This window comes from Paenibacillus sp. J23TS9, assembly GCF_018403225.1.
Classification (GTDB): domain Bacteria; phylum Bacillota; class Bacilli; order Paenibacillales; family Paenibacillaceae; genus Paenibacillus_AQ.
On sequence record NZ_BOSG01000001.1, the window covers coordinates 2624246 to 2641580 of the forward strand.

The window sequence follows — 17335 nt, forward strand, 5'->3', positions numbered from 1 at the left end:
CCCGAATCTTAGCAATCTACGGTTATACTTGCGTACGCATGATTTCCTGATAGGCCTCGATGACCTTATTGCGGACTTGAGACGTAAGCTGCAGACTCAAAAGCGCTTTTTCTGAGGAAATCATTACCTGGTCAACGTCTACCTGTCCGAGCATGAATTTGTTGCTCATCTCTTCGGACGCTTTTTCTTGATCCGCAATCTGGCTGATGGCATCTTCCAGGTAAGAACCAAATTTGCTAAGCGATTCAGAAGGTGTTGCCTCGCTGCTTTTGCTGCCTTCCAGCATCTTCAGCGGTTGTGTAGCTTGAGTGGAAAACATGGTGTTTTGAATCATTAATGTCCCTCCTAGCATATTTTTAATTTAAATAAAAGGAACTAACGTCCTATTTCCAGAGCCTTCATGACCATGGCTTTCGAAGCGTTCAATGCAGTTACGTTGGCGTTATAAGAGTGAGAAGCAGATATCATATCTACCATTTCTTTGGTGAGGTCTACATTGGGCATATATACATATCCTTCAGCATTTGCGTCTGGATGGTTTGGGTTATATACAGGTTTTAAGGGAGTTGAATCTTCTTGGATCGCCGTTACTTTTACGCCACGGGCCGGAGAAGTATTTTCGCCGCCCATTTGTGCCTGCAGCATGTTGGCGAAATTGGATTCATTCGGAGAAAAAACGACCATTTTACGTCGGTAAGGAACGGCTTGTCCATTAACCACTGACGCTCTCGTCGTTTCGGCATTGGCTATATTAGAAGAAATAACATCCATTCTGAGTCTTTGAGCTGTCAGACCTGATGCGCTGATGCCAAAGCTGCTGTTCAAATTCATTTAACCTTATCTCCCCTCTACGGCTACACGCATCATTTTGATTTGTTCATTCATTTGCTGGATGTAAGAATTATACTGAATTTGATTCGCTGCCAGATTGGCCATTTCACTGTCGACATCAACATTGTTAAGGTTATTATTCATAGCTGTGGATTGATCCACAGTAACGACCGGCTCAGGTATCGAGCTCATAGGACCTATAACAAAATGCCGGGGATTTGTAACCTTCCCCCGCAGTTGGGGCGTGTTTCCATTCATTTCCTGCTGCAGCAGATTTTCAAACGACACTTCCGACCGTTTAAAATAAGGTGTTTCTTCATTCGCGATGTTGTTGGAAATGACGTTCTGCCTGAGGTTTGCCGCTTGCAGGCCAGTCTCCATACGCTGAAAACTGGTACTGTTCAACAGATCCATTTTGCTGTCCCCCTTTTCCATATATTATATAAAGATTTTTATACTGCGGTTTTCTAAATCTTGTTTTTTTCGACAAAAGAAATCAAAATCAACAATATTTCTAGGTCTTAAGTAGAAAATTTTACTATCTTGTCATATATCCTAAGTTTCTTAAAGATTGGGTCATATTACAATAAGAAAAAAGCCCTATCTTTTGGGTAAAAGGAGGGCTTTTTTCTTATTTTCTGTTAAGATATTCCTAAAACTGCTCGGGATAAGGGATTAGAGGTTCATATCGGGCTTTCGCATCGCCACTTTTCGCCAAAACCAAATCCTAATAGTCCCGGTTTTTCAGATTTGCGAAAGCAATTATCATGAAATCACTCTGTCTTTATAAAATTATTTTCAAATTTCCGCCTTTTTAGCTAAATAACCCGATCAGAATGTATGCCTTTAGGCTTCTGATCGGGCTATTTGTGTTTATCATGCAAAACAAACTGCAACCAAACTCAGTCTGTATCGTGAAAATACAAGCATTGAGTTTAATCTTATAGGATATATTGGCTCAAATCCCGATCCTGGGCGATTCCAGCGAGCTTCTCACGCACATATTCCGGAGTAATGGTCATCTGTTCCAGTGTCAGCTCAGGTGCCTCAAAGGAGAGATCCTCAAGCAGCTTCTCCAGAATGGTATGAAGTCTGCGGGCTCCGATGTTTTCCATACTGTCATTGACGGAAGCGGCAATCTTGGCAATTTCCTTAATTGCATCCTGTGAAAATTCAATTTCAATATTTTCGGTCTTGAGCAGATCTTTATACTGCTTCGTAATCGCGTTTTTCGGCTCCGTTAAAATCGAGACAAAATCATCCAGTGAAAGACTGGTCAATTCGACACGGATCGGGAATCGTCCCTGAAGCTCCGGAATCAAATCCGAAGGCTTGGCGACATGAAATGCACCGGCCGCAATAAACAGAATGAAATCCGTCTTTACTGGGCCGTATTTGGTCATCACAGTGGATCCTTCGACAATTGGCAGAATATCCCTCTGCACGCCCTCCCTGGACACGTCAGGGCCCGATCCTTTGCCTTGGCTCGCTACCTTGTCGATCTCATCGATAAAGATAATACCGGATTGCTCAGCACGGTAAATGGATTCTGCAATAACATCATCCATATCAATCAGCTTGGTGGCTTCATCCTGAGTCAGTACTTTACGGGCTTCCTTGATTGGCAGCTTGCGCTTTTTGGTCCGTTTTGGAAGCAGACTTCCGAACATTTCCTGCATATTCATGCCCATTTGGTCATTGCCCTGGCCGGCAAGCATATCCATCATGTTCGGCGTGTTATCCTCTACGTCAATCTCAATCAGGTCATCCTCCAAGCCGCCCGACAGCAGCTTGAATTTGATTTGGCGGCGGCGTTCGACGATTGAGCTGTCCTGCTCTTTGTCTTCTTCCGGCTCCTGTTGATTATTGTTGCCGCCTCCGAAAATCATTTCAAACGGATTCCGCTGATTCTTGTTTTTTCCGCCTGATGGAACGAGAATGTGAACAATCCGCTCATTCGCAAGCTCTTCCGCACGGTCCTTCACTTTTTCCGTGCGTTCCGTTTTCACCATACGTATGGAGGTTTCGATCAAATCACGGACCATCGACTCCACATCACGGCCAACATATCCGACTTCCGTAAATTTGGTAGCCTCAATTTTGACAAACGGCGCGTTTACCAGTTTCGCCAGACGTCTGGCAATCTCGGTCTTACCGACACCTGTTGGCCCGATCATAAGAATATTTTTAGGTACGATTTCATCGCGATCATCATCTGGAAGGAGATTCCGGCGATAGCGGTTGCGTAGAGCAACGGCTACGGATTTCTTCGCCTGTTTTTGACCGACGATATACTTATCCAATTCGGCAACAACCTGTCTCGGAGTCAAGTTCTGGTTATCCATTTGCATCCCCCTCGCTTTTACAGCTCTTCCACGATGATATTTCCGTTGGTGTAAACACAAATTTCGGAAGCGATTTTCAGGGCTTCACGTGCGATATCCTTCGCTTCGAGATCCTGCGCATGACGTTTAAGCGCACGACCGGCAGACAGAGCAAAATTGCCCCCGGATCCAATCGCCAGAACATCATCATCAGGCTCAATAATTTCGCCGCCGCCGGAGATCAGCAGCATTCCGCTTTTATCCATGACAATCATCAGGGCTTCCAGCTTGCGCAGGACGCGGTCTGATCTCCAATCCTTGGCAAGCTCCACAGCGGCACGCTGCAAATTGCCATGATGCTCCTCCAGCTTGCCTTCGAACTTCTCAAACAGCGTGATGGCATCCGCCACAGAACCGGCAAAGCCGGCGACGACCTGGCCTCTATAGAGCCGGCGAACCTTTTTGGCGGTCTGCTTCATGATCATATTCTCACCGAACGTCACCTGGCCATCGCCGGCGATAGCCGCCTTTCCATTGTGGCGAACGGCGCAAATCGTCGTTGCATGAAATGACATCTCCATACCTGTCAAGCCTCCTAATCTAGACTTCCTGCCTGTACTGCAGATACACCAAACGAATCTACAAATTCAGTGATGCTTGCCAAAGCACGGTTAGCGAGTGCCTCATTTTTCTCTTTTTTGTTGCGGATTTTCTTTTCAAGTCCCGGCAGCAAACCGAAGTTCGCATTCATAGGTTGGAAATGTTCCGGATCTGCATTCGTGACATAATGTGCCATGCTGCCGATCGTACTGGTTTCGGGAAGAACGACAAGTTCCTCTCCCTTGGCCTTTCTAGCGGCATTAATTCCCGCTATGAGCCCGGATGCTGCCGATTCGACATATCCTTCCACACCCGTCATTTGACCGGCAAAGAACAGGTTCTCATTCGTTTTCAGCTGGTATGTAGGCTTCAGCAGTCGCGGCGAATTAATAAATGTATTCCGGTGCATAACTCCGTAACGAACGTACTCGGCATTTTCAAGGCCTGGAATCATGGAGAATACACGTTTCTGTTCACCCCACTTGAGATGAGTCTGGAAGCCAACCAGGTTGTACAGCGTTCCGGCTGCGTTATCCTGACGAAGCTGAACAACTGCGTACGGAAGCGTACCTGTGTGCGGATTCACCAGGCCTACAGGCTTCATCGGGCCAAAAAGCGCGGTCTGCTTGCCGCGTTGCATCATGACTTCAATCGGCATGCAGCCTTCGAAGTAAACCTCTTTTTCGAATTCCTTCAGCTGGGCCACTTCGGCCGATACGAGTGCTTCATAAAATGCATCGAACTCTTCTTCATTCATCGGGCAGTTCAAGTAAGCCGCCTCGCCCTTATCATAACGGGACGCCAAATATACCTTGCTCATATCGATCGAATCTTTTTCCACGATCGGCGCGGCTGCGTCATAAAAATAGAAGTATTCCTCTCCCATCAATGCTTTGATCTCCGCGGAGAGTGAAGGTGAAGTCAGAGGACCCGTCGCGATGACAACAATCCCATCTTCAGGTATATGCTGAATTTCCTCATTTACAACCTCAATCAATGGATGGTTATGAAGAATATCGGTGATATCCCCCGAAAATCCATCACGATCTACAGCGAGGGCGCCCCCCGCGGGAACCGCATTTTTATCAGCTGATCCCAGGATAATGGAATTCAGCATTCGCATTTCTTCTTTAAGCACACCAACAGCATTCGTCAATCCGTTGGCTCTCAGTGAATTCGTGCACACCAGCTCAGCGAACTTGTCCGTGTGATGGGCAGGTGTTTTTACAACAGGGCGCATTTCATATAATTTCACGGGAACGCCGCGGCTTGCGATCTGCCAGGCAGCTTCGCTGCCCGCCAGACCGGCACCGATGACGGTTACCTGTTTTATTTCTGTCAAATCCATTACCTCCTAAGCTTCTAGCAACATGCTGTTATACAATCTCGTCATTGTCTTCATTTTCTTCTATTTCCTCTACATGGTCACAGGATGTGCACTGAAGTCTTGCTCCCTGCTTATTCCGTTTCTCTACCATCCATGAGCCGCATTTCGGGCAAGGTTTGCTTGAAGGACGGTCCCATGAAACAAAATCGCATTCCGGATAACGGTCGCATCCATAAAAGATCCGTCCCTTTTTACTCCGGCGTTCCACCACATGACCTTCTTTGCATTTCGGACAGGTTACACCGATATCCTTCACGATGGGCTTGGTATTCCGGCAATCCGGAAATCCTGAACAGGCCAGAAACTTACCAAAACGGCCGAGTTTATAGACCATCGGCTTCCCGCATTTCTCACAAATTTCATCGGAAACCTCATCTTCGATTTCGATTTCCTTCATTTCTTCTTCAGCAACTTCCAAACGCTTCTCAAATGAATCATAGAATTCCTTCAGAACCTTTACCCAATCTTCAGAGCCTTCCTCGACATGGTCAAGGTCTTCTTCCATATGTGCGGTAAACTCAGCGTCAAGAATTTCAGGAAAGAACTGCTCCATTTGCTCGATGACTAGCTCGCCAAGCTCGGTCGGCATAAATTTCTTTTCCTCAATTGCTACATAGCCCCGCTTTTGAATGGTCTCCAGCGTCGGAGCATAAGTACTTGGCCGTCCAATCCCAAGTTCCTCCATCGTGCGCACAAGGCGAGCCTCGGTATAACGCGGTGGCGGTTGGGTAAAATGCTGCTTCGGATCAATCTCTTCCTTTTTCAGCTTGTCTCCGGGAGACAACGCCGGCAGAAATTTCTCTTCCTCTGTCGTTCCGTCATCGTTTCCTTCAACGTACACTTTCATAAAGCCCGGAAAGCGCACTTTCGAACCCGTAGCACGGAATACTGCGCTGCCGGCAGTGATATCCACCGAGAGGGTATCCAGTAGAGCCGATGACATTTGACTTGCTACAAAACGCTCCCATACCAGCTTATATAATCTGAACTGGTCTCGACTCATGAAGGACTTTACCGACTCCGGATCACGGAGCACTGAAGTTGGACGAATAGCTTCATGCGCATCCTGAGCATTCGCTGCTTTCTTCGAATACTCACGCGGTGTTTCAGGCACAAACGGGCTGCCGTATTTCCCATCGATAAATTCTTTGGCTTCTTCCTGTGCAGAAACGGCAATTCGAGTGGAGTCGGTACGCATGTAAGTAATCAGACCGACAGTACCTTCCTTGCCAAGTTCAACACCTTCATACAGCTGCTGAGCAACAGACATCGTTTTCGCTGCCCGGAAATTCAGCTTCCGCGCCGCCTCCTGCTGCAGGGAACTCGTGGTAAACGGCGGCGAAGGATGCCGCTGACGTTCCTTCTCCTTCAATTCTGCAACCTTAAAGGTCGCTCCCTTGATGGCCTTCAAAACTTCCTGGACGTCTTCTTCCTTGGAAAGCTCTTTCTTCTGTCCGTCCAGCTGATGAAACTTTGCTTCAAACACGGAGCTGCCCTTGGCTAGCTTGGCTGTGATTGACCAGTATTCTTCAGGAACGAAAGCGTCAATTTCATTTTCACGGTCTAGAATAATCTTGACAGCAACCGATTGAACACGCCCTGCTGACAATCCCTTTTTAACTTTCTTCCATAATAAAGGGCTGATCTTGTAACCTACCAGCCGGTCCAAAATTCGTCTGGCTTGCTGGGCATTAACCAGATCCATATTAATTTTGCGCGGTGTTTTAAAAGCATCCTTAACGGCTTGCTTCGTAATTTCGTTGAACACGACCCGGCAGCTTTCCGTATTATCCAGCTCCAAGGCATGAGCCAAATGCCAAGCAATAGCCTCCCCTTCACGATCGGGGTCAGCTGCGAGATAAACCTTTTTCACTTTTTTGCTGGCATCCTTCAATTCTTTTAACACGGAACCTTTTCCGCGGATGGTAATATACTTCGGATTGAATTCGTTTTCTACTTCAACCCCGATTTGGCTCTTTGGCAAATCGCGAACATGGCCCATGGAAGCCTTTACGATATATTTGCTGCCTAAATACTTTCCGATCGTCTTCGCCTTTGCGGGCGATTCCACGATCACCAGTGAATCAGCCATCGGTTCATCCTCCTCTCCTACAATCAAAAGCTACATTAAGATTAAAAAATCTGAAATTTTCAACGGAGCTGGTCGATTCTTTAATCGTAAGAAAAAATTCCGCTAAACGCGGTCTGGTTTCTCCGGGTAATAAAATCGATAAACATTTTTCTTATATTGTCTTATATATAGCACCAGGTAATTGGGTAATCTGCTTTTTTATGATTAAAGATAACAGAACTGAATGCAAATGTCCAAAATCCCACCGGCTGTGCTGCAGCAGCTCATCCAGTGTGAACGGTCCCTGCTCCAGTATATGGTATAGTCGAAGTTCATCCGTTGTCAAATGACCTTCTCCATTCGATTGGATCTTTTTTACCTGAACTTCCCTATTGTATGTATTCTCGTACCCCTTTGGCAACCATGAAACATATTCCTCGAGTATGTCCGCGGCTCCACATACCATTTTAGCGCCCTGACGGATCAAATTAAGCGCCCCTCGGCTTTTCGGTGAGGTTACCTGACCCGGAACAGCAAAGACATCTCTTCCCGCATCCAGAGCCGCATCTGCTGTAATCAACGATCCGCTGCGCTCATCCGCCTCCACAACGAGCGTACCAAGCGACAATCCAGCAATAATACGATTCCGCTGCGGAAATAAACCCGGATGGGGCTTTGTGCCCGGTGGGTACTCCGTTACGATTAAGCCGTCCTGGATGATCCTGGCGAACAATGCTCTATTCTCGGGAGGATATATAACATCCATTCCCGTGGCCATCACGGCAATGGTTCCTCCTCCGCATGATAACGCAGCCTCATGGCAAATACTGTCGATTCCTCTGGCTAATCCGCTTATGACGCTCAATCCTCCCGAACATAGTCCTTGTGCCAGTTCTCCCCCCATTTTACGGCCATAGGCTGTCGGGACTCTGGTCCCCACCATTGCGATACCAGGCCGAGTCAATAAGTCGGGATTTCCCCTGACATATAAAACAAGGGGCGGATCAGGGCTTTCTTTTAATATTGCAGGATAGCTGCTGTCTAAAATGGTCATTGTCTGAATGAACGGATCAAGCTCTCTATCTTCTATTTTCTGCTGAAGGACTGATGCAGTGAGATTGTGATCCAACCGCTCCGAAATATCCGCAGAAAAACCATAAGCCTCCCAATCCCTTCCTTTATAAAGCATGGCTTCCTCTGTCAACATTCCTTCCACCATCAAACGAGCAATGCCCTTTCTGCCAACGCCTTTCGTTTCATGCAGTGCAATAAGCAGCCAGCGAATATCCATTTGACTCACCTCTCAAATCCACAGTTTATTGAAAACACAAAAAAGCAACCTCTTATTCCCTACTGGAGGAAATAAAAGGTTGCTTACCTTTGAAACTATAATAACCCGAAATCGGATTAATGTGTCAAGCATTTCTCCAGCATGCCGCGTTCCTCAAGAACGCTAACCAGCGTGGAGCCCATGTCGGAAGGAGTTGGAGCGACTTTGATGCCGCATTCTTCCATTTTGGCGATTTTCTCTTTGGCAGTACCTTTACCGCCGGAGATAATAGCGCCTGCATGGCCCATACGTTTTCCTGGAGGAGCAGTTACCCCGCCGATAAAGCCTACGACCGGCTTGGTCATGTTGTCACGGATCCATTCAGCAGCATCTTCTTCAGCTGTACCGCCGATTTCACCGATCATGATCACCGCATAGGTGTTAGGATCTTCGTTGAAGCGTTTCAGAACATCGATGAACTCTGTTCCTTTTACAGGGTCCCCGCCGATACCTACCGCAGTGGATTGTCCAATGCCGCGGGTAGTCAGCTGATGCACAGCTTCATAAGTCAGCGTTCCGCTTCGGGATACTACGCCTACATGTCCTGGCGTATGTATATATCCAGGCATAATACCGATTTTGCATTCGCCCGGCGTGATGACACCCGGACAGTTTGGTCCGATCAGAACGGTCTTTTTGCCTTCCATATAACGGGCTACTTTGACCATATCAAGCACCGGAATGCCTTCAGTGATGCAGATAACCAATTCCATTTCGGCCTCAACGGCTTCCAGGATCGAGTCTGCTGCAAAGGCTGGCGGAACGTAAATAACGCTCGCTGTAGCGCCTGTAGCATTTTTGGCTTCTACCACGGTGTTGAAAACAGGAAGGCTCACAGAGCTGCCGTTTTCAAGCTCAATATCCACGGTTGTGCCGCCTTTGCCGGGGGAAGTACCTCCCACCATTTGCGTTCCGTAATCAAGGGCGCCTTTTGCATGGAAAAGGGCGGTTTTCCCGGTGATGCCCTGGGTAATCACTTTTGTATTTTTATCAACCAAAATACTCACGATTCGTTCACATCCCCTGTTCGATTTTAAAGGTACCTATTTTACGAGCGAGACAATTTTTTGTGCACCGTCGGCCATGGAATCGGCAGGAACGATATTCAGGCCGGATTCAGCCAGAATTTTCTTCCCGAGATCCACGTTAGTTCCTTCCAGACGCACAACCAGCGGCCGCGTAAGGCCAAGCTGCTTCGCTGCTTCAACAACACCCTCAGCGATCACGTCGCAACGCATAATACCGCCAAAAATATTGACGAAAATGCCTTTAACCTGCTTGTCGGAGAGAATGATTTTGAACGCTTCGGTTACCTTCTCTGTCGTCGCACCGCCCCCTACGTCAAGGAAGTTGGCCGGGTCGCCGCCATAGTGTTTGATGATATCCATCGTTGCCATAGCCAGGCCTGCGCCATTAACCATGCAGCCGATATTGCCGTCCAGAGCCACATAGCTCAGGTCGTACTTGGATGCTTCGATTTCCTTCTCGTCCTCTTCGTCCAGATCGCGCAGCTCCTGAATGTCCTTATGGCGGAACAATGCATTGGAGTCAAAGTTAAGCTTGGCATCCAGCGCCATGACGTTACCGTCACCCGTTACAACCAGAGGGTTAATTTCAGCGATCGAACAATCTTTGTCCACAAAAGCTGTATAAAGGGCCATCATAAATTGAGCAGCCTTATTTACCAGTTCTTTAGGAATGTTGATGGCATAAGCAAGTCTGCGGGCTTGGAAAACCTGCAATCCTACTGCCGGATCAACAACTTCTTTGAAAATTTTCTCGGGAGTCGCTGCAGCCACTTCCTCAATTTCCGTACCGCCTTCTTCCGAACCCATCATAACGACGCAGCCGGTAGCACGGTCGACAACAACACCCACATAATATTCTTTGCGGATATCGCAGCCTTCTTCGATCAGGAGGCGTTTGACTTGTTTGCCTTCCGGACCGGTTTGATGTGTGACAAGCACTTTACCGAGAATCTCTTCGGCATATGCGCGTACTTCGTCAAGATTTTTAGCAACCTTAACGCCGCCCGCTTTACCGCGTCCACCTGCATGAATTTGCGCTTTTACAACCGTAACCTGGCTGTTCAGCGATTTTGCGGCTTCGACAGCTTCTTCCACCGTATAAGCAACCTTTCCGTTCGGAACGGCAACTCCATACTGTTTCAATACCTGTTTTCCTTGATATTCATGGATATTCATTTACGGAATCCTCCTATCAACATGACTGCTACAAGGCGGGTTATTCTCTTGGAAAATAATATAAACCCAAACTATTGTACCATGTTTTTAAAACGCTTACCTTAACAAACTGTGTTAACATCGACAGCTTTTTGATATCGATATAATCCGTTTGAGAGAATGCTTGGAATTTTATGGTAATTGCAGTCGCTTAAATCAGCTGTTTTTCCCATCCCGCTGCACATTAATATTGTGAACCCGCTCCAATAGTCCCTTGAATTCTCCAAGCAACCGGTTAAACTCGTCGGCGTTCATACAGACATCATTTTGCATGGATCCCGGTACATCAATCGCTTTATCTCTTAGAAGCACACCTTCTTCAGTAAGCGTAATAATGACCTTCCGCTCATCTTGGACGGAGCGCTCTCTGTTGATCAAGCCGGCAGCTTGAAGTCGTTTTAAAAGAGGAGTCAGCGTACCCGAGTCCAAAAACAGAGCTTCACCAAGCTCCTTCACCGTACATTGCTTTTTCTCCCATAGCACCATAAGCACCAAATATTGTGAATACGTAACTCCCAGCTTCTCAAGATGCGGCTGGTACATTTTCGTGATTTCACGTGAGCAAGCATATACAGCAAAGCACAGTTGGTTCTCCAGTTGAAGCTGAGGAACGATTTCCTTCGATTTCATGTTACTTCCATCACCTGCCTTCATTTGCTAATATTATCACATGGACCGAGAAATATTAAACATTCCCAAGTTATCTGCCTGCAATTCAATTGCAGGCTTTTCTTTACTTTACAACTATTTCCGCCATTTCAAACAGCAATTCAACAAATCCGTATTTCATTCGTAAGAAATCAACTGAACCTTGACATTTGACATCCGCAATCTTACAATTTTGTAAAAACACAATACGAAAATAAGGAAGCACCTTTTTTCGATCGGAAGGAAAGCACTGCCATGCTGCAGCCGCTGACTTGATTCCGGGAGAAAGGGTGCTTTTATTGTATGTACGGAAAAATGTACAGCGCATGTTTATACGGAATTGATGGGGTGCTGATCCAAGTTGAGGTAGACATCTCCAATGGTCTTCCCCAGACTTCCATTATCGGTCTTCCGGATTCAGCGATCCGTGAAGCTGTAGAGCGCGTTCGGGCAGGGATCAAAAACTGCGGCTTCACCTTTCCTCTGCAGCGGACGACCATCAATCTGGCGCCTGCCGATCTAAGAAAGGAAGGCTCCGCCTTCGATCTCGCTATTGCCCTTGGCATATTGTGCACAAGCGGACAGCTCATCCTTCCTCAGGAGGAGAAGCTTCTTCTCATCGGCGAAATGGCTCTGGATGGGAGCCTGCGGCCGGTCACCGGTGTCCTGTCGATGGTGGACCGCGCCAAACGCGAGGGCTTCTCTGCTGTTCTGCTGCCAAAGGAAAATGCAGCTGAAGCAGCCTTGATCGAGAATATGAATATTTATGCAATCAGTCATTTAAATGAGCTTTTCGCACTCGGGCAACAGGAGGCTGGACTTGTCTCCAGGGAAAAAAGCAGCCCGCTCCGCATTTCATCCTTTGATGGTCTGCAGCTGACTTCTTCCCATTACGCAGCTCAGGAAGCTTATCAAATTGAGGATTATGCCGATGTGCTCGGGCAGCAGCATGTCAAGCGTGCCCTAACCATTGCTGCGGCCGGAATGCATAATATCCTGCTTATGGGTCCCCCAGGAACCGGAAAGACGATGCTGATCAAGCGACTCCCGACCATTCTCCCTCCTATGACAGAACAGGAAGCGCTGGAAACCACAAAAATATTCAGCGCCGCCGGCAAATTGAAAGAGCCCGGAGCGGGGCTGCTGCGGACCAGACCTTTCCGTTCGCCGCATCATACAATTTCTGCCGGCGGCCTTATCGGCGGCGGAACCATTCCGAAGCCGGGCGAGGTCAGTCTTGCCCACCGCGGAATCCTGTTTCTGGACGAGCTGCCGGAGTTTAACCGCCAGGTGCTCGAAGTGCTGCGGCAGCCGCTTGAAGATAAGTCTGTCACCATCAGCCGAGCGAGAGCGGTTCATACTTTCCCGGCACGGTTCATGCTTGCAGCCTCGATGAATCCTTGTCCGTGCGGATATCTCGGAAGCGATCATCCGGGTCATCACTGTACCTGCAGTCCTACACGGATAGCACAGTACCGTTCCAAAATCTCCGGTCCGCTGCTGGACCGGATTGATCTTCAGGTCGACGTTCCCCGGCCTAAGGAATGGACGAGGGAGAAATTCAGCCTTTCTTCCGCAGACATGCGCGCACAGGTGCTTGAAGCCCATGCAAGACAGCTGAGGCGTTACATTAAACTTCCTCATACCGGCTGGAACAGTGAGCTGACGGGCAGCGCGCTCCGGCGTTTTGCCAAACTGGACTCAGGCACTTCCGACATGCTCCATCAGACCATCGAAGCATTGGGACTCAGTATGAGGGCCTATGATCGTATCTTAAAGCTTGCACGCACTATTGCAGATCTGGATGGACATGAAGAGATCAAGTCTATCCATGTCGCGGAGGCTATTCAATACCGGAACCTGGACCGGCCGCAGGTGGAGACCTTCGCCTGATGTTGATAATTCTTCTTAAAGGTTAACGTTTTGACCGAGCAAACAAGATGAGGGCTCATCGAGTCCTCATCTTGTGATCTGCAGTATTCATAGCAGACAATCCATCTATTTCATGACGCAGTAAATAGATTAAATGCTTGTTAAATTTCTCGGGCTCTTCAAAATTCGGACAATGAGCCGATTCCTCGAACCACTCCCATGTCTTAAGGGGTGCCTCCAGATTATTGAAAAATGCCTCAGCCAATTCAAACGGTGTATTGTAATCATGCCTGCCCATGCATAGAAATACCGGAATCTGCAGATGGGTGACTTCTTCGAGGTTGAGATTACATATTTCCGCCCACATATGTTTAAGGGAAAATTGAGATCCCTTTATAAACCGGATCATATCCATCAGGTTGTATTCTGATGAACGGATCATCCGAGGAACAATGACTTTTTCCATAGGCTGCCGATACATGACACCCTTGAAGCGTCCAAGCCATTTGCGCTGAGTGGCAAGCTTTCGGTAATCATAGAAGGAATCCTCTCCCAGCGCCGTGAGCTCCCGCTCTGCTTCCGCATGACCGGCCTCTTTGGCTTCACGGAGCGTATATTCGTATGACAACCGCTCGCCTTTCACCATATGAACGACCTGACCAACCCCGATATAAGCATGGTATGACTCCGGATAGCGCTCAGCCAGTTTAATGCCTAAAATGCTGCCCCATGAATGGCCCACGATAAAAATTTTGTTCTGGCGGAATTTGTCCTGAAGGTATTCCGTTACCTCGCGGGCATCAGCAATAAATTGTTCTATGCTCATCTTGTCTGTGCTTGCATTATTACGGTATGAGAGGCCTGCTCCGCGCTGATCCCAGTTTACCACCACAAAATACTGCTCCAGTTCCCGCTGGAAATACGGAGCAAAGCCGATCTGCGCAGAACCCGGCCCGCCATGCAGCCACAGCATTACAGGCAATCTGACGCTTTTCCCTCTCATTAAGAGCCACTGCTCCGTACCGCCAATTTGTATCTTTTCAAGACATGAAACCGATCGGGAGCTGCTGCTAATTTTAGGTGTCTTTCTAGAAAAAAACATATTCCTATTCCCCTCTATATGGACAATTGATTAATCATTGCCGGGAATCATGGGGACTGTTTTGGCGGGCTCCCGCTTTGCAAAAAAACTATGTATATATAAAATCCATACCACACATAAAAGACTTCCTGTTACTGCTTGGGAAGCCTTTTCTCAACTATTCTGTCACTCTTATAAGATTTTACTATTCTTCTTACTGATGCTTCAAAATTCCGTTACTAAAAAGCCGCTTCGATATGCTGAAGGTTCGCTGTATTCAGACCACCATCCAGTTCAATCGCCACAACATCAAAACGAAGCTCCCTTTCCCCCTCCTGTCTATAGTGAAGGTAGGCTAAGGCCGTGCTCCGTACCTGTCTGACCTTACGGTAATCGACGGATTCCGCAGCGGTTCCGTAACGTGTACCGATACTCCGGCTCCGAACCTCTACGATAACCAATATGCGCCCAAACTCAGCGACGATATCGAGTTCACCGCTGCGACAGCGCCAATTACGCTCTTTAATGGTATACCCCCGGGAAGCCAGATAGTCGCAGGCAGCTTGTTCTGCCACCGCACCTTTCTGGCGGCGGTTATCCTTTTCCCTATTCATCCGTTCTACCATTCATTCTCCCTTTCCCGTACCAACCGGTCCGCACGGTAAATATAGCTTAGTACCTCCGCTACGAGCTGGTAGAGCTCGGGTGGAATCTGCTGATCCAGATCAAGCTTCGACAACACCTCTACCAGGGCAGCGTCTTCCTGGACAGGAACTCCATGCTCCTTTGCCTTTTCAAGTATCGACTCGGCGATTCTGCCCCGGCCCTTGGCGGCCACTATGGGCGCTTCGGCTTCACCTGGCGCATATTTGAGAGCAACCGCCTTTTTCATCGACAACGTCGGTTCCTTTGCTTTATCACTCATACCTTGAAATCCACCCCTTTATAGCTCTGGGGTACATAAACATTAACCGAAGCAGCCGCTGCTGGACCTTGCTTCGAATCCGCTGCTTTCTCAGGTAATGGCTCTGTCTTCAATGTCAGCAGCTGGTAACCGAGTGATTCCATCGCTCCGGATATTTCCTCCCTGTGGTTCACCAGCAGTTCTCCGGCCCAATCATTATCATTGTGCACCTTTAAGCTGACAATCCGGTCCACAACCTGCACATCCACCAGCGTTTGGCCCAGATGTTTCATCTGCAAATCAAACCACAGGCGGCAGTTGGAAGCATCCAGTTCCCCTTTGGGACCACGGCGGGATTGGATCTGGACAGAGGCGGTTTCCTGACCATCCGGGCCGTTCAGCGGCAGGAATAACGTGACCTGTGCAAACGGTGCGGTCCGGTCCGTATTGAGCAGCAGCTGCTGACCCGTCAGATGGGAAATTAGCTGCTGTGCCGCTTCCTTCAGCGCTTGCGGTGCTTCATCATGGTTCACAAGCTGCAGCAAAATACCTTTAAGCGTGTCCTGCGGACTCGTATGATGCTGTTCATGCTCCATGCGCATCCCGGCTGTATCTGCATCCGGGAGCGAGGCGGCTGCCGCATGAATACCGGCAGCATGCAATGCGCGTGCCGGCAGATCATGTCCGGCCGCGAATTCCACGGCCGGTGGCTGCGGGCCTGAGCCGCCCGCAGACGAAGGCGCGGCCGTCCGCGCAGCGGCTGCGGCGGCTGAGGCGGCTTCAGCCGTACCGCCGCCGCTCAAGGTTGCGGGCCCCGGCTCCGCCTGGCCCGCTGCCTGCTGCGCTGCACCCTGGCCGATGGCCGGTGCAGCCGCTGTTGGCCGCGCGTTCCCCGCCGCGGCTTCAGGCACTGGCGCGGGCGGCATGCCGGCCCCGCGCACCCCCTGCTGCTCGTGCTCCGCACCGAGCAGCTTCAGAATCCGCCCCACCCACGGCTCCGCGGCGTGGGTTTGGGGCGGATTTGGCTCTGGCGCCGCCGGGCTGCCAGAGCCTGCCTGCGCCGCCGTTCCCTGCGGCGGCGTTAATGCGGCCGGCGACGCTTCGGAGCCGGCCGTTGCAGCGCTGCCCTGCGGCGAAGCCAGGGCAGGCGTGCCCGCAAGCGGCGCGGTGCGGAGCTGCTGCAGCACCTGCTGCAGCTTCGCCATCAGCGGCTGCAGCCCGCCTGCATCGTCAGCCGCCATTGCGGGGTTTGCAGCTGCCGCGCTCCCTGTTTCGGCTGCAGCTCCCTTCACTGCAGCTTCCAGCTGTTTGCTCACTTCTGCCTGAGCCGAAGCTCCGACTTGAACAGCACCATTCAGCACTGGCCGGTTCATTGGGACAGCTTCGCCTGCTCCTCTGCTTTCTCCTGCAGGTTTAGTCGGTATGAGCATCATCTGAGCTGTCTCTAGATGCTCATCGAGCACAGCCAACAGCTCATGAATCGGCGCGCCAAAAACAGCCTGCTGAAGTCCGCGTATACTTTCCGCCGTTACCGGCAATCCACGCTGCAAGGCGATTGCAGCGGACTGAATCCACTGCTCAGCTGGAACCGATGCTGGCTTTTGCAGCATCATACGACTGAACAGCTCCGCATTTTCTTTCGTAAGCGGTACCCCGCTGGATTGCATCGCCTGAACCAATGTCCGGCTCTCATCCGTATCCGCCAGCCCTAATGAGCTCAACACATCCGCCAATGACTGGGTTGGCAGGGCCAGATACGGTGATTCCGCAAGCGGCTTGAGCACCATCATCCCGTTCTCAGCAGGCGGCTGTACTTGCAGCAGCGTGGCTTGACCAGCCTGCATAGGGGTCTCCAGCGCCGCCCTTACCTTGACGCCCTGGATCTGTACCACGGCCTCCTGACCGTCCTCCGAGACGCTGAGCACCACGCCTCTAACCACCTGGCCGGTCTTCATATCCAGCTGCTTCGCGTCACCCGCCTTCGTCTCACCCAACAGGCCACGAATCATCGAACCGATATTCACGTCTCTTCCTCCTTCAATCG

The 17335-nt window shown here is 49.5% G+C and carries 16 protein-coding genes; 1 reads left to right on the forward strand and 15 read right to left on the reverse strand.

Features of this window, described 5'->3' with window-relative positions:
• Positions 1-22: 22 nt before the first annotated feature.
• From fliE to KJS65_RS12400, 11 genes are all read right to left on the reverse strand, one after another.
• On the reverse strand, positions 23-334 hold the full coding sequence (gene fliE / locus KJS65_RS12350; RefSeq protein WP_213650067.1) for a flagellar hook-basal body complex protein FliE: 312 nt from the start codon (positions 332-334) through the stop codon (positions 23-25).
• A gap of 41 nt (positions 335-375) precedes the next feature.
• Positions 376-831, reverse strand: a complete 456-nt coding sequence (gene flgC, locus KJS65_RS12355) for a flagellar basal body rod protein FlgC (RefSeq protein ID WP_213650068.1) — start codon at positions 829-831, stop codon at positions 376-378.
• 6 nt (positions 832-837) lie between these two features.
• Positions 838-1245 (reverse strand): flagellar basal body rod protein FlgB, encoded by a 408-nt coding sequence (gene flgB, locus KJS65_RS12360; RefSeq protein WP_136604697.1) that lies wholly within the window; start codon positions 1243-1245, stop codon positions 838-840.
• A gap of 527 nt (positions 1246-1772) precedes the next feature.
• Complete coding sequence (gene hslU, locus KJS65_RS12365; RefSeq protein ID WP_213650069.1) at positions 1773-3176, reverse strand: ATP-dependent protease ATPase subunit HslU; 1404 nt, start codon at positions 3174-3176, stop codon at positions 1773-1775.
• A 17-nt stretch (positions 3177-3193) separates the two neighbouring features.
• A complete protein-coding gene (gene hslV / locus KJS65_RS12370; RefSeq protein WP_136604695.1) occupies positions 3194-3736 on the reverse strand; it encodes an ATP-dependent protease subunit HslV in 543 nt (180 codons plus the stop codon).
• A 14-nt stretch (positions 3737-3750) separates the two neighbouring features.
• Positions 3751-5097 (reverse strand): FADH(2)-oxidizing methylenetetrahydrofolate--tRNA-(uracil(54)-C(5))-methyltransferase TrmFO, encoded by a 1347-nt coding sequence (trmFO, locus tag KJS65_RS12375; RefSeq protein ID WP_213650070.1) that lies wholly within the window; start codon positions 5095-5097, stop codon positions 3751-3753.
• Positions 5098-5131: 34 nt separating this feature from the next.
• Entirely contained in the window at positions 5132-7234 is a 2103-nt protein-coding gene (gene topA / locus KJS65_RS12380) for a type I DNA topoisomerase (protein ID WP_213650071.1), read from the reverse strand.
• 151 nt (positions 7235-7385) lie between these two features.
• Positions 7386-8504 (reverse strand): DNA-processing protein DprA, encoded by a 1119-nt coding sequence (dprA, locus tag KJS65_RS12385; RefSeq protein ID WP_213650072.1) that lies wholly within the window; start codon positions 8502-8504, stop codon positions 7386-7388.
• 116 nt (positions 8505-8620) lie between these two features.
• Complete coding sequence (gene sucD / locus KJS65_RS12390) at positions 8621-9550, reverse strand: succinate--CoA ligase subunit alpha (RefSeq protein WP_136604692.1); 930 nt, start codon at positions 9548-9550, stop codon at positions 8621-8623.
• A 36-nt stretch (positions 9551-9586) separates the two neighbouring features.
• The gene (sucC, locus tag KJS65_RS12395; RefSeq protein ID WP_136604691.1) at positions 9587-10747 is read right to left on the reverse strand and encodes an ADP-forming succinate--CoA ligase subunit beta; all 1161 of its coding nucleotides are present in this window, start codon (positions 10745-10747) and stop codon (positions 9587-9589) included.
• Positions 10748-10942: 195 nt separating this feature from the next.
• Positions 10943-11416: a MarR family winged helix-turn-helix transcriptional regulator gene (locus KJS65_RS12400; protein ID WP_213650073.1), complete on the reverse strand. Its 474-nt coding sequence runs from the start codon at positions 11414-11416 to the stop codon at positions 10943-10945.
• Positions 11417-11737: 321 nt separating this feature from the next.
• Here KJS65_RS12400 and KJS65_RS12405 point away from each other — a divergent pair, with 321 nt between their 5' ends.
• The gene (locus KJS65_RS12405; RefSeq protein ID WP_213650074.1) at positions 11738-13327 is read left to right on the forward strand and encodes a YifB family Mg chelatase-like AAA ATPase; all 1590 of its coding nucleotides are present in this window, start codon (positions 11738-11740) and stop codon (positions 13325-13327) included.
• A 55-nt stretch (positions 13328-13382) separates the two neighbouring features.
• On the opposite strand, the gene KJS65_RS12410 is transcribed toward KJS65_RS12405, so the two are convergent.
• The 4 genes from KJS65_RS12410 to KJS65_RS12425 form a co-directional block, all read right to left on the reverse strand.
• On the reverse strand, positions 13383-14408 hold the full coding sequence (locus tag KJS65_RS12410) for an alpha/beta fold hydrolase (protein WP_213650075.1): 1026 nt from the start codon (positions 14406-14408) through the stop codon (positions 13383-13385).
• A gap of 218 nt (positions 14409-14626) precedes the next feature.
• Positions 14627-15013: a YraN family protein gene (locus KJS65_RS12415; RefSeq protein ID WP_213650076.1), complete on the reverse strand. Its 387-nt coding sequence runs from the start codon at positions 15011-15013 to the stop codon at positions 14627-14629.
• The gene (locus KJS65_RS12420; RefSeq protein WP_213650077.1) at positions 15007-15312 is read right to left on the reverse strand and encodes an EscU/YscU/HrcU family type III secretion system export apparatus switch protein; all 306 of its coding nucleotides are present in this window, start codon (positions 15310-15312) and stop codon (positions 15007-15009) included. The genes KJS65_RS12415 and KJS65_RS12420 overlap by 7 nt, the downstream gene beginning before the upstream one ends.
• Positions 15309-17315, reverse strand: coding sequence for a hypothetical protein (locus tag KJS65_RS12425; RefSeq protein ID WP_213650078.1), 2007 nt, complete (start codon positions 17313-17315; stop codon positions 15309-15311). Before KJS65_RS12425 ends, KJS65_RS12420 begins: the two co-directional genes overlap by 4 nt.
• Between the last annotated feature and the right edge of the window lie 20 nt (positions 17316-17335).

What these genes read in the sequence shown, in the direction of transcription:
- fliE (WP_213650067.1), bottom strand. Translation starts at nt 334, where the DNA reads ATGATTCAAAACACCATGTTTTCCACTCAAGCTACACAACCGCTGAAG.
- flgC (WP_213650068.1), bottom strand. Translation starts at nt 831, where the DNA reads ATGAATTTGAACAGCAGCTTTGGCATCAGCGCATCAGGTCTGACAGCT.
- flgB (WP_136604697.1), bottom strand. Translation starts at nt 1,245, where the DNA reads ATGGATCTGTTGAACAGTACCAGTTTTCAGCGTATGGAGACTGGCCTG.
- hslU (WP_213650069.1), bottom strand. Translation starts at nt 3,176, where the DNA reads ATGGATAACCAGAACTTGACTCCGAGACAGGTTGTTGCCGAATTGGAT.
- hslV (WP_136604695.1), bottom strand. Translation starts at nt 3,736, where the DNA reads ATGGAGATGTCATTTCATGCAACGACGATTTGCGCCGTTCGCCACAAT.
- topA (WP_213650071.1), bottom strand. Translation starts at nt 7,234, where the DNA reads ATGGCTGATTCACTGGTGATCGTGGAATCGCCCGCAAAGGCGAAGACG.
- dprA (WP_213650072.1), bottom strand. Translation starts at nt 8,504, where the DNA reads ATGGATATTCGCTGGCTGCTTATTGCACTGCATGAAACGAAAGGCGTT.
- sucC (WP_136604691.1), bottom strand. Translation starts at nt 10,747, where the DNA reads ATGAATATCCATGAATATCAAGGAAAACAGGTATTGAAACAGTATGGA.
- KJS65_RS12400 (WP_213650073.1), bottom strand. Translation starts at nt 11,416, where the DNA reads ATGAAATCGAAGGAAATCGTTCCTCAGCTTCAACTGGAGAACCAACTG.
- KJS65_RS12405 (WP_213650074.1), top strand. Translation starts at nt 11,738, where the DNA reads ATGTACGGAAAAATGTACAGCGCATGTTTATACGGAATTGATGGGGTG.
- KJS65_RS12410 (WP_213650075.1), bottom strand. Translation starts at nt 14,408, where the DNA reads ATGTTTTTTTCTAGAAAGACACCTAAAATTAGCAGCAGCTCCCGATCG.
- KJS65_RS12415 (WP_213650076.1), bottom strand. Translation starts at nt 15,013, where the DNA reads ATGGTAGAACGGATGAATAGGGAAAAGGATAACCGCCGCCAGAAAGGT.
- KJS65_RS12420 (WP_213650077.1), bottom strand. Translation starts at nt 15,312, where the DNA reads ATGAGTGATAAAGCAAAGGAACCGACGTTGTCGATGAAAAAGGCGGTT.